Origin of the sequence: Clostridium sp. CM027 (assembly GCF_024730565.1) — a bacterium.
GTDB classification, from domain to species: domain Bacteria; phylum Bacillota; class Clostridia; order Clostridiales; family Clostridiaceae; genus Clostridium_AD; species Clostridium_AD estertheticum_B.
Genome location: NZ_CP077725.1, coordinates 19,853 through 33,571, shown reverse-complemented (window position 1 = coordinate 33,571; position 13,719 = coordinate 19,853). Strand labels below are relative to the sequence as shown.

The window sequence follows — 13,719 nt, the reverse complement described above, 5'->3', positions numbered from 1 at the left end:
GCCATCTCCCTTTAATTATAATATCAGTGAAATTCAGAAAAAAGATAAGCAGAAGATATATTTTACGTTCTGCTTATCTTTTCTATTATTCCACCTTAGCTTTTGAATTTTTGTAAAACCCACTTACCATATCAAAATTGTTTTTAAGCCTTTGTCCATTATTCAGTTTAAGTACCCTATCATTATTTTTAATAATATAATTTTCAAGCTTTTCCATGTACAAATCTCCAGCTATTTCTTTTTGAGTAACCATGGTTAATCCTTTTTCCCAACTAGCTGTTAACTCTGGATTTAAAAGCGTGGGGATAGAATTTTTCACCACATCATAGATAATTTCTCCAAGTAGAGTAGGCATAACTACTTGTGTTTTATTATTAGATTTAATGTATTCTATTTTTTCAAGCTTCGTTAAAATCCCTGAACGAGTGGCACTTGTACCAATACCTGACCCTTTTATATGTTCTCTTAGTTCTTCATCTTCAATTAGCTTACCTGCATTTTCCATAGCTATAATAATTGAACCTGTGGTAAACCTTTTAGGGGGAGAAGTTTTACCTTCTTTTACAACTAAATCTTCAATTTCTACACTTTGACCTTTTTTTAATGTACTCAAAAATTTCATATTTGTGCTTTCACTATCATTGCTATCCCTATCCGGTTTTAAAACCTCCAAATATCCAAGTTCAACGCACACCTTGTCTGAGGTGAAAAATCTTTCTTTGTCAATCTTTGTTATAACAGAGACCTTACTATACACAGCAGGCGGATAAAAAATCGCCAAAAACCGTCGTAACACTAAGTCATAAATTTTCTTTTGTATATCCTTTAATGATGAATAGTTTTGAAGCCCTTCACCTGTTGGAATAATAGCATAATGATCTGTTACCTTGCTATCATCAACATATTTTGTTTTAGCTATATTACTATACCATTTTTTCCCTAAAATAGTCTGAGCTATATTATTTATCTCAGCATTTCCATTTAACTTCGTTAATTTTTTTATATTCTCATCTATTTCTTTTGCTATCGCTGTAGTCAATACCCTAGCATCCGTTCTTGGATATGTAAGCATTTTCTTCTCATATAATGCTTGAATGTGACTAAGCGTTTGCTCTGGATTTATTTTAAATTTCTTAGAACACTCATTTTGTATTTCTGCTAAATTAAAAAGCAGCGGAGCATTTTTGTTTTCTTTTTTCTTAGTAATATTTTCAACGAAAACTTTACCATCTATACTTGAATCCCTTAGTTCTCCCATCAACTTTTCCGCCGTTTCCTTGGTTTTGAACCCACCCTCATTATAAAGCATAGGTGAATCAAAATACTTAGAACCTTCTACGGCTTTCCATTCTCCCTCATAATTACAACCTTCATCTACCTTAAAACTGACCATAATCTTATAAAAAGGAGTAACAACAAACTCGCGAACTTCTCTTTCCCTTTGAACTACCATTCCAAGCACACAAGACATTACTCGTCCCACAGCAATAACTATATAATTTTTTCCAAGATAATTGCTTACAGTTTTTCCATATACTAAACTTAAAAGCCTTGAGAAATTAATTCCCATTAGATAATCCTCTTTTGCTCTTAAATAGGCCGCTTCAGATAAATTATCATATTCACTCAAATCCTTTGCTTCTTTAACTCCTCGAATAATCTCAGCTTCCGTTTGTGAATCTATCCACACTCTTCGTTTTTGCTTATTAGGAGTCCCCGCCATTTCATCTACTAATCTATATATGTACTCCCCTTCTCGCCCCGAATCTGTACAAACATAAATTCTATCAATATCTTCACGTATTAGTTGGCTTTTAACTATATTAAATTGTTTTTTCACTCCATCTATAACTTCATATTTATACTTTTTAGGTAAAAATGGCAAAGTATCTAAAGACCACTTTTTAAGTTTTGCATCATATTTTTCTGGGTAACTCATAGTAACAAGATGTCCCACGCACCATGTAACAACAGCTTTATCAGACTCTATATATCCATCAAACTTTCTACCATTTATTTTTAAGACTTTGGCAAATTCCGCAGCAACACTTGGTTTCTCTGTAATAAATAACGCCTTACTAATAATTACCACTTCACTTTCCATTAAATCATCTCCTGCGGAGCTGAAGTATTAACAAACTCTATAATACATGCTCTAATAATTGTATTAAGCAATCTATTATACCATTTTTTACGCACCTATTTCAAAGGAAATGCACTTATAGTTCTTTTAGATATTTTTTCAAATCTCCCCCTGTGCTTTTTTCAAACTTACCCTTGTCTAATTTGAAATATTGTGCCTGCTTCTCTAGATCATTTATTAACTCTACTAAAGTTGCATGACAGGTAAGTACAAAAATCTGATGAGTTTTTGAAAGCTGTACTAATGCCTTAACTGTATTTTTCGTATGTGCAATATCAAAGTTAACAAAGGAATCGTCTAAAATCACTGGTAAACTTGGCTTAATTTCTTTTATTCTGCTTATACGAACTGCCAAAAATAATTGTTCTTTTGTGCCCCTGCTTAACTCTCTTGAACTCTCCTTAACACTCTCATCTCGTAATACAGTTTTAAAGTCTCCCTGCATTAAATCTTCCATAGGCACAATATCTTTGTATTCCCCAGAGGTTATTTCACTTAGAATATCACTAGCTCCTTTTAATAACTTATCCTTAGTACTTTCTAAAAACTTTTCTCTGATTTTTTCGAGTAATAAAGCTGCTGTATTATAAACAGCATATTTTTCTGCAAGGGGCCGCAAGTGGCCTCTTGCCTGTCTAATTTCTTTATCGTATTGCACTAACATCTCATCAGAATTTAAGGCTAGGAGTTCATCTTTTAAAGTTTGTTTTTCATTCTTTAAAATATCCAATTGCCCTATCAATTCTTTAATTTCAGCATTTAATCCCTCATATTCATAAGTGAGTTCATCTATATTGATATACTCCCTATATAAATTTTCAAGGATTTTTAATAGATTTGCATCATCACTGGGCGCAGCTTCTACTTTCCCATCATATAATATTTTTTTTATACGCTGGCTTTTTACCGATTGCAATAACTTCTCCTGAATAATTTTTAATTCGTTCTGCATATTTAAATATTTTATATACTTTTCTCCCTGACTTATATACTTTTCTATATTTAATATTATATCCTCTAAGTAATTGCTTCCAAGGAGCCCCAATATTTCATGCTCTACCATGTTTAATTTTAAGTAACTTTCATGGGCTTTTTCCACCAGTATCAAATGCTTATATAACTCCTCTAACTTTAGCAGTATGTCGCTACAAATATTTTCAATATTATCTAAATTTATTTCCTCTGGATTTTTAGTATTAAACTCAGTAAATTTTTTAAGCACCTCACCAATACTACTTAAAGATTCATTAAGGGTATTAAAGTGACTGCTTAGTTTTTTCTTTAATAAATAGTACTCCGATATTTCATCCTTTAAATAAGACACGGTTTTAAAATAATCCTTGATACCTTCTACTGAGACTCTTCCATCAAGCTTTAGAATGTCCCTATACTCGTCCATTATGTTGTTTAGTTCTCTTAAATCCTCATCTAAGCTTATTATTTCCTGGGAATTATTACTGATATCACCTGATCTATTCTCTATCTGAGTTTTAATTTCTATATTTCTATTTATAATTAGTTTGCTATTTGAGTAATTTATAAACAAATATAGGGCTGATCCTATTGCCCCAATTATTATTAGTGAACACCCAAGCAATTTATCTATAAAAAATAATGCCAAGCCTAAAATCATAAAAGATATTGTAAGATAAAAATACTTTTTCATATAAGTTGCAGAATCGCAGGTTACTATTTGTTTTTCTAAGATCTCCCTTTGGATTTTGAGGTCTCCACTTCTTTTATCACAAAGTGCTCTATCGTATTCTGCCTTTTTAAATTTTTCAATATTCTGTATTAAAATGCACTGTTGCACCTCATCACAATTAATCTCTGAAATACCTTTAAAACTAGACCAGTTATCATTTGATTTTTTAATTTTATTCATTAATAACTGTGTTTTCTCATAATACTCATTTTTTTCACTTAGTAGGTTCTTGTTCATTTCCTTAATGCCTGATATTCCATTATAAAAATCACTAATTAAATCCTTGCTACCTAAAAGCAATTCTTTCATAGGTTTCTCTGTGATTATTTCTCTTTGAAATCCATTGTTGTCATTATTGTACTGTTCTAACTCTTTAATATATTGAGTTTTTAGGGTCTTTGCTTTTTCTATATTATATTCCTTTATATCACTATGACTAAAAAAATATGTTTGAAGCTCACCCTCAATATTTTTTCTGTCTTGGTTAAGCTCGTAATTGTGCCTTAAAATGTCTAATTTAATTATATTATTATTGCTAATCTCAAGCTGCTTCTCCTTTGAAATTATGGTAGCCTGAAGATGGGACAAGCTATTTTTCTTTTCAGCAAAAGTATCTAACATGGATATGGATTTTTTCCTTCCCTCTACGCCTTTTTTAATATTCTCCGTGAAGGGCTTAAACATTTTAGTTGATGGATTTCCACGAGTTCCACCGATTGTATTAGCTTTTTCCCTTAACTCTTTAGCAACTCCAGGAATTTTTGCAATATGCTTAAAACCTGCACCCAGTAGCATAGACTGTAGGTTACTATCTTCCTTGCCAGAGCTTTTATTGAGTTCATCAAGACTTATGGTAAAGAGTTCTCTGTAGGCTGATTTATCTATATTATATAACCCTTTATTAGCTTTATTGTCTGTAGCATTATTATAAACTATCTCCGGATTACTAAATCCTTTTAAAAGTACATTTACGCCATTTCCATCATCTAATAATAAATCACATCGTACATTGTATTGGAATTTAGCTGGGGGTATACCGCTATTCTTTGAAAACCCAAAGGGGATATTTCTAAGTACCTGCATTAAGGTAGTTTTACCAGATCTATTTGCACCACCAATAACTATTATGCCGCTACCCAAGTCTTCCAGTTTTTCACCTTGAAACACGCCAAAATCTCTAATATCTAGCTGTGTTATTTTCAAATTCTCACCACCCCTACATTATTTCTAAAGCTTCTGCCAATTTTTCAATAAGCAATTCTCTAGCTTGTGATATAATATCCTGCATAATCTCTTCATCAAAATCAAATTTATCTTCATCTATATTTTCTGTATAAATTTGTTTTTTCCAAATGGATCCCCAATTTTTTGCAAGTTGGTTTTTATGCTCAGGGTCCTCAGTATATAAGCTAATTATTTCATCTAAATCCTTAAAAATAGAGTTTTGCATTTTTAGACTTTCAAAATCCTGCATAAGTGGTTTGGTTCTAAATATTATGGAATCTATCCACAGAAAATATTTTTGGGCGACCAGTTCTTCATTTATATCCTCTATAAACTGCTTATAATCATCTTCCGTCATGTTATTTATATCACCGTGCATATCTGTTCTTCCTTTTATTATAAGCTTCACAATATAGCCTTTAAATTCATCCAATAGATCTTCGTTTAAAGGCGTACTTTCCTTAGAATATGTATCTTCATTTAAAGGAACAATCTCGCTATAAATTTCAGGAAGACTATATGTTAAACTACTTATCTTATCGTAAATTACTCGAAGTAAATCACTATAATTTTCTATTTCATTCTCATCACCTATTATTACTTCTACCCTTTTATACATAACTGTTGCTACAGGTATGAATTCCATATGGGCAATTTCTTTCTTGCATGCTGTAACTAAGAAAACTCCCCCTACTCCCTGTTCTCCCATATCACGCCCTTGAGGAATCCCTGGGAAAGCTATAATAGGTTTCATAGTGCTTAAAATACTTAGTTTATGAATATGACCCAGAGCCCAATAATCTATATTAGGCACCACCTTAAGTTCCTCCAAAGTGCAAGGAACATAATTTTTATTATCCCCTTCTAAAGCAGTATGTAGCATTGCAATATTAAAAACATCATTATCCATTAAATAGTTTTCATATATTTTTTCTCTTTCGGATCGATGCTTATAAGATTTCCCAATAATTTTTGCTATAACTTTCCCTTCTTTGTATACCACAAAACTCTCTGCTTTATCAGCGCTTAATATATGAACATTTTGTGGCATAGCAAATAATTCCTGTGCATCATTTATAGCATCGTGATTACCGTAAATAGCATATACCCTTATATCTTTTTCATTTAGTCTTTCGCATTGATTAATAAAAAAACTATTTCCTCTTACTGATCTTAAATAGCTATCATAAACGTCTCCACAAAGTAATATAAAATCTACCTTGTATGAAATAGCTTTATTACATATCCTTTCAAAGGCATCATAGACAGCGTCTTTACACAAGCCTTGAATTTCCTCCTGTGGTTTCCCATTTATATTAAGAAAGGAACCTAAATGCAAGTCTGCAGCATGAATAAATCGAAATGTTCCACTCATTACTTTACCACCCCCTAATATAGATTTTACCATAAAAACCAAAAGTAATATTACTACTACTCCATTAAGATTTTATTATTCCCTACAATATAAAAAATTTTAAGTTATAATAGTATCTATAAATATTTTAGGGAGGTTATTAAAATGAAATTTATAGATTTAAGAAGTGATACAGTAACGCAGCCTACACAAAATATGAGACAAGCTATGTTCACAGCTGAAGTTGGAGATGATGTTTATGGAGATGATCCAACTGTAAATACACTAGAAGAGTATGCTGCTAAACTTGTTGGCAAAGAAGCTGCGCTATTTGTACCAAGTGGTACAATGGGTAATCAACTAGCACTTTTTACTCATTGCACTAGGGGTAATGAAGTAATTCTTGGTGATGATTGCCATATAGTAATGCATGAAGTTGCCGGTGCATCAATAATTGCTGGGGTTCAGCTTAGAACTCTAATGAGCAATAAGGGTGAATTAGATCCTAAAGAAATTGAATCTAAAATCAGAAAAGAGGAAGAAGACATTCATTATCCTAGTACAGGCCTTATATGCATAGAAAATGCTCATTCCTTCGGTACAGTAATACCTCTAAGTACAATGAAAAAAATTTACACCTTGGCAAAAGGGCATGAAGTACCTGTTCACTTAGATGGAGCAAGGCTTTTTAATGCTTCTGCTTACTTAGATGTGGATGCAAAAGAAATTACTAAGTATTGTGATTCTGTTATGTTTTGCCTATCCAAAGCTCTTTGTGCACCTATAGGTTCTATGCTTGCGGGCAGTAAAATTTTTATTGATAAGGCAAGAAAGAAAAGAAAAGTTTTAGGTGGAGGTTTAAGGCAATCCGGTATTCTAGCTGCAGCAGGCCTTGTAGCACTTTGTGAGATGATTCCACAACTTAAAATAGATCATAAAAATGCTATAGTTCTAGGCGAAGAATTGTCAAAAATCCCTGGCATAGTAGTCAATAAGGAATATATCCATATTAATATGGTATTCTTTAATATGAGGAGTACTGGATTTAGTAGCGATAAATTAGTAGAGAAATTCTACAATAGAGGAATAAAAATTAATGGAGAAGAAGATGGATTAATGCGTTTTGTTACTCACAATTGGGTTTCTGATAAAGATGTTGAATTTGTTATATCCTCTCTGAAAGAAATTCTTACTCTTGGCTAATTTTTATAATTTTTTTATTATGCCTTATAGTATAATAAATAAAAAAAAGCATACAATAATCTTAGTAGATGATTTATTATGGTTGAGTCTAGAGTGCTCGTAGGCTGGAAATGGCTTTAGAGTATTCGGCCAAAGGTGTATGCGAGATCTGCTAAGGTTTTGTATATGCTGGAGGGAAGATTATTATGGGTTCTTAACAGCTGGATATGTGCCTAACCGTATATATATGGTTCTCCCGGATGTGTAATATTCGAGCTAAGATGATATAGGTTGCCGCAGGTTTTATTAACTTATAACTAGGGGTTATTCTTAATCGAGAGATTGTTTTTGGCTCCCAAGGTGTTCTATATTGTCGAGCAAAGATGTATATATGTGCTGTAATGCTTGTATGTTGTTGAAAGATTACAAATAGGTGTGTAGGTATGTATATGGGTTGTAGCGAAGACTGTTCTAAGTTGTCAAATAATCCCTAGGGTTAAAAGGCAAGTTATTAGGTACATGAAAATAAATAACAAGTCAAATAGGCTAGCATATTGACTTGTTATTTGTTTAAATGTATTTATAATAAACTTGCCTTTTTGTTTTTCAGTAATCTATAAATCTGAAACCTTGTGGGTATTATTTTTTTATCATTTCTTTATTTTCACTCATAGGTTTACTAACATCATAATGGCCTTTGATAGTATCTACCTTTTTCCCGTCAACAAGAAATTGAACCTTTGTTATTCCTAATTCCTTATCTAAAACCAATGTGTTTATTATTGAAAATAAAGCCATTCCCTCACCTGCAGAGCCACCCTGCATTTTCTCACTTAAGTTACCTTTAAAATCAACATAAGCTATATGTTCTTTAATCTGCACATCTAGTACTTGTGCTCTAACAGGCAATGTTGCATACAATTTTCCTGCTCCTTCGCTCTTTGCACTAGGTCCTTTTACTAATTCCTCTACGATAGATTTAGCTGTAGGCTTTGTTATATTTCTTTTCTCTCCTACTAAGTACATAGCTTGATCATCACTAAAATACAGCAGCACTTCACTACTTTTCACTTCTTCTTTAGGTTCTGATTTAGTTTCTTCTTTAGGTATTTCCTTAGTTTCTACTTTAGTAACTGCTTTTGGCTCCTCTTTTTTTACCTCAGATTTCCCACAAGCGACCAATGTAAATATTACCACACTACATAATATTACTGAAAGAATCCTCTTCATTTTTGTCACCTTCCTATTTACATCTCATGTAGCACATGCTACACGTATTGATTTTGATATTATATTAATCGTTGACAAAATATAAAAACATCTTAATTTCGTTAGCAATTATTTCTAATTATATCATAAATTATGATGTTATGTGACAATTTTTTTTAAAAATTAAGTTTCTCTAATTGTACATACCATTTAGTATATGCATTTCCATATCCATCTCTATAAGTGCCTTTTGAATCCTTCACCATAACTATTGCTCTTTTATTTATTTTATAAATGAACCCACTATATTTTTTACCTGCATTCACAAAACTCACCTTTTGTCCTATTATTAAACCGTATTTTTGTGAAATTACCTCCTTTTGACTTGGCAATTGGTGATACACATCCGTATGGGCAAATAAGTTATTAACCATAGTTTTAAACCTAAGTTTTTTGCAACTAGATTCTTTATAAATATGTAGTTCAATTAAATGGCATAATTCATGTTCTAATACTATTTGGAATGCCTCTAAGGAATCTTTTGTATTTATACCAGATACTATTTTGTCTCTGTCTACCTTATAATACTGAAAAAAGAATTTTATTCCCATCCTGATTTCATAACTTTCTTCTGCTTCCTGCAATAGTTTTATCTTTCTACTATACATAGTTTTTCCTGCAGCAGAAGTCATCCTAGTGGATAATGAAAAAATTAAGCTCCCTTTGAATCTTTTACTAAAGTAATCATAAAAAAATTCTTCATCATACAAATAGAATAAAATTTTCAAATCCTCATTTGACATGCATTGTATATTTCCATTTTTTACATTAATAGATCTTACTATAAATTTCTTTCTTATGCTATTTCTTTTTTCAATTATTTCTGACCTGCCATACTCTAAATCTTTTATATTTTCATTTATCATTGCCTTACTTCCTTATTCTTAGGTTGATTCATAAAAATAAGTAGTCAGTATATCCTGACTACTTATTTATTTCCATGTGCCTAATACTTAAAAACTCTAGTGAATTTTAAACAGTTTTTAAAATAGCGGTGTCAATTATAAAATTAAGTGTGTCTTTAGGCTCATTAGAACTTTCCCTTAACCTATTAATAAATTCATCTTGCATTTCAATTACATCAACATTCTGCAATTCAAATTTTTCTTTGATTTCATTAATTTTCTTATCAATATTTTCTTTGTGAAAAGATAGTGCTATATTCTTTTTAATAGCCAATTTAAAAACTAACAATAAATTTAGGTATTCTTCTTTGTTTATTTCTAAATCATTCTTTCCTAATGCTCCATTTAAAAATTCTATAGATTTATTTAATTGATTAGTATACTTCTTAGTGTCTTCACTGCCTATGATAAATGCTAATATAGCTTTTACAGTGTATTTTATATTTTTTTCTAATTTATCTTCCACATTAATACCAAAAGCTCCGCTGGCAAATTGGTTCGACGCCAAAATCCTTAATAACTCATTTCTTTGAAAATTAGAATATTTATCATTGCCTTCTTTTAGTTTTAATAAATCTTTATAATAAAATGCTGTTGATTCAGAGTCTTCATCTAAACTTTCACAGGAAATCCCTAATTTTTTCGTTGTTTTAACGGGTAAAATCTCTCTTATTCTTATTCCTATTATTGGATCTTCCATCTCTTCATAAAGAATAAAAGAAGTTTCTTTGCAAATTATACCAACCTTTTTAGAAATTTCAACAATTTTATTGCTCATTGCATCACGAAGTTCCCCTCGTTCATACTTGACTCTGTGTTGAAGAGATTCTATACGTTTTTTGTACCACATTTTTTCAATTAAATTCACATTTTCTTCTAGTTCAAGTTCATTAAGCATAATTATTCTTTGAATTCTATTGTTACCAACTTTTCCTTTTAAAGTTACAACACCGCCAACTTCTCCTTTAATTTTAGCAAAAATTGAAAATGGTTCTTTATCATACATATATTCAATAGTTCTTGGGAATGTTGTTTCCACATTCATTTTACCCCAATCAATTTCAATGTCAGTAATTTGAGGATTTTTGATTCTATTAAATTGTCTAAGCACCTTATCTTCAATTCTCTCATCTGAGGAAATAACTTCTGCAGCACCATAGCTAATACGAGCTAATTTATTTATGAAATAACTGTTTACTGAAGTATCTATTCCAAAAGTAAATATTCGGCTTTCTTTAATGTTCTCTTCCACAAAATTCAATATTTCTTTTTCATTTTCAACCACATCATCTGTAAATAAGAATATTATATTTTCTTCTTTTTCACTTTTCCCAAGTAGTGCATATTTTATTGCATCAAAAATTGCTGCATCTTTTTCTGTTGTAAGTTCTTCAATCCACTTGCTAGCACTGCTTAAATTTTCTTCGTTAAACTCAACCCTCATCTCTTTAGAGAAGTAATTAAGCTTATCTCCAAACGCTGCAATATTAAAGGTATCTCCTAGTGTTAAATTTCTTAAACATAGTTGAAGCGCATTTTTACCTTCTATTAACTTATCTTCATCCATTGATATATCCAACAGCAATATATAATTTTCTCCAGTCGGTTTTTGTTCTATTTCAATCTCTGGTATAAACCTTAAATATAAAATCCCCTTATCATCTCTCGGATAATCATATATCATTCCTGTAGTTTCTAATTTTTCTTGCTCTTCTAGTACTATTTCTAAATCTTGATCCATTTTTTGATTTTTTCCATCTAACGTTACTTTATATAAATTATTTTCTTCATATTCAACCTTGAGTTTATGCGAAGAACATTTAAATTTTAATTTTGTTAAGGATTCAACTAATAGGCTTAAAGTGAACTTATAATTTTCATTGGTGCTACTATCTTTATTAGATAGTAAATTATTATTAGTAGAAAGATTTATTGGAGTTATTATAGTTGGAATAATTAATTTTAAGTTTCTATTTTCATAACTAAGTTCTTCTATATAAGACACTTTAATTTTCACAACTTCATTAGGAATTATCTTGCCAATAAATATTCTAACTATATTATCTTTAAATTCTTCCAGCATAAAAGTGTTATTATCTTTTCCCTTAAGATTTTCGTATAGTTTATTTGCTTCTTCCTTATCTTGTATTAATCCCTTTATAGTCCTACCGCCAAGCACTGCTTCAAAACCAGATATTATAGCTCCATCTGGAATTGGGAAAGTATAAATTGCTTCTACATTATTGCTTCCTTTATTCTCATATACATGGTCAATAGTATACTCCGCAAATTCCCCACATAAATTTCCTCTTATATTAACTTCTTTTAAAATTATATTATTTTTCAATTCTTTTTTATGTTTATTTTTATTAATCGACATTGTATCCCTCCTGATTTTAATACCAAAAACTTCACAGAATTTTTAAAATATTATATATATATTTTATCATTAATTTCAAAATTAGTCTTCGAATTTTTGCAACAATTTTATTATTAAACGAAACTTCTAATAGTTCTATAGATTTTCGTCTTTTTTTTTAACATCACCTGTTACGCTATAATACTGGCTTGTTATTTGTTTTTATGTGCATTATAATAAATAGGTATGTGCTATAAGAACATACTATTAATTTAAGTTCTATTGAAAGGGGAGATTCTCTAATGAAAAATTGTATCGTAGCGCAATCAGGAGGTCCAACTTCCGTAATAAATGCTAGTGCTATAGGATTACTAGACGCAAATATAAATTCTCACTATTATGATAATGTTTATGCTGGTATATATGGAATACAAGGTATTTTAGACAACCACATTGTAAACCTATCCACCATTAACTATGATGATGTTAAAGGATTAAAATACACGCCTTCCTCTGGTCTTGGTTCTTGCAGATATAAATTAAAACCATTTGAAAAAAGCACCGAGGAATACATAAAACTCTTTGAAATATTAGAAGAATATGAAATAAAAACATTCTTCTATATCGGGGGGAATGATTCACAAGATACTGTTCATAAATTTAGCGTTTACGCAACTGAGCATAATAAGGATATAAAATTTATTGGCATTCCTAAAACAATAGATAATGATCTACCAATTATGGATCATACCCCAGGCTTTGGAAGCGCAGCTAAACTAATTGCCACTCAAGTTCTTGAAAACTTCCTAGATGCCAGTGTTTATCCTGCAAAAGGGGTTTTCATACTTGAAACTATGGGACGTGATACTGGGTGGCTCGCTGCTAGTGCTTGCCTTGCAACTATTAACGGTAAACCTGCCGCGGATTTTATATATCTACCAGAAGTAGCTTTTGATGTAGAGAAATTTTTGAAAGATGTCAGTAAAAAACTTACTGAAAAAAATCATGTTTTCGTAGTAGTATCTGAGGGCATCCGAACTAAAGAAGGTAAATTCTTAGGTGAAATGGGAGCAACATGCCTCGATAAATTTGGTCATGTTCAATTAGGTGGTGTTTGTGCCTACCTTAAGGATTTAATTTTAACTACGAGTACCGCTGAAAAAGTTAGAGTTTTAGAACTTTCTACAACTCAACGTTGTTCAATGCACTGTGCATCTCAAACAGATATTGATGAAGCATATGAAGTAGGAAAAGCCGCTGCTATTTATTCTATAGATGGAATAAGCGGAAATATGATAGGTATAAGAAGACTTTCAAACGATCCTTACACCTCTGCAACTTTTGCGCTCGATACTGTACATGTTGCAAATAACATAAAATACTTCCCTTTGGAATGGATAAATTCGGAAGGTAATAATGTTACGCGCGACGCATACGAATACACCTTGCCATTAATAATGGGGGAACCAAAAATATCAATAGAAAATGGTCTTCCTAAATATACATTTTTAGAAGAATCCTTTAAATTTTAAAACAAAACCGTAACAAGGTTAGTTTAATATTTCCTAAAGGTAATAA

8 protein-coding genes are annotated in these 13,719 nt (G+C 31.0%); 2 read left to right on the top strand and 6 right to left on the bottom strand.

Annotated elements, in window-relative coordinates:
- Positions 1 to 85: 85 nt before the first annotated feature.
- The 3 genes from KTC92_RS00140 to KTC92_RS00130 form a co-directional block, all read right to left on the bottom strand.
- Positions 86 to 2,083: a DNA topoisomerase gene (locus KTC92_RS00140; RefSeq protein ID WP_216301812.1), complete on the bottom strand. Its 1,998-nt coding sequence runs from the start codon at positions 2,081 to 2,083 to the stop codon at positions 86 to 88.
- 136 nt (positions 2,084 to 2,219) lie between these two features.
- Complete coding sequence (locus tag KTC92_RS00135; protein ID WP_220285999.1) at positions 2,220 to 5,051, bottom strand: AAA family ATPase; 2,832 nt, start codon at positions 5,049 to 5,051, stop codon at positions 2,220 to 2,222.
- Between the two features lie 13 nt (positions 5,052 to 5,064).
- A complete protein-coding gene (locus KTC92_RS00130) occupies positions 5,065 to 6,447 on the bottom strand; it encodes a DNA repair exonuclease (RefSeq protein WP_220286000.1) in 1,383 nt (460 codons plus the stop codon).
- A 144-nt stretch (positions 6,448 to 6,591) separates the two neighbouring features.
- On the opposite strand from KTC92_RS00130, the gene ltaE reads away from it, so the two are divergent.
- Positions 6,592 to 7,629 (top strand): low-specificity L-threonine aldolase, encoded by a 1,038-nt coding sequence (gene ltaE, locus KTC92_RS00125; protein ID WP_220286001.1) that lies wholly within the window; start codon positions 6,592 to 6,594, stop codon positions 7,627 to 7,629.
- Between the two features lie 618 nt (positions 7,630 to 8,247).
- Here the strand turns inward: ltaE and KTC92_RS00120 are convergent.
- The 3 genes from KTC92_RS00120 to KTC92_RS00110 all read right to left on the bottom strand — a co-directional run bounded on the left by KTC92_RS00120 (position 8,248) and on the right by KTC92_RS00110 (position 12,162).
- Complete coding sequence (locus KTC92_RS00120; protein WP_220286002.1) at positions 8,248 to 8,838, bottom strand: GerMN domain-containing protein; 591 nt, start codon at positions 8,836 to 8,838, stop codon at positions 8,248 to 8,250.
- A gap of 155 nt (positions 8,839 to 8,993) precedes the next feature.
- Positions 8,994 to 9,743, bottom strand: a complete 750-nt coding sequence (locus KTC92_RS00115; protein WP_216301704.1) for a hypothetical protein — start codon at positions 9,741 to 9,743, stop codon at positions 8,994 to 8,996.
- Positions 9,744 to 9,849: 106 nt separating this feature from the next.
- On the bottom strand, positions 9,850 to 12,162 hold the full coding sequence (locus tag KTC92_RS00110; protein WP_220286003.1) for a VIT and VWA domain-containing protein: 2,313 nt from the start codon (positions 12,160 to 12,162) through the stop codon (positions 9,850 to 9,852).
- A 281-nt stretch (positions 12,163 to 12,443) separates the two neighbouring features.
- Between KTC92_RS00110 and KTC92_RS00105 the strand changes: the two genes are divergently transcribed.
- Positions 12,444 to 13,673, top strand: coding sequence for a 6-phosphofructokinase (locus KTC92_RS00105; protein WP_216301702.1), 1,230 nt, complete (start codon positions 12,444 to 12,446; stop codon positions 13,671 to 13,673).
- Positions 13,674 to 13,719: the final 46 nt, after the last annotated feature.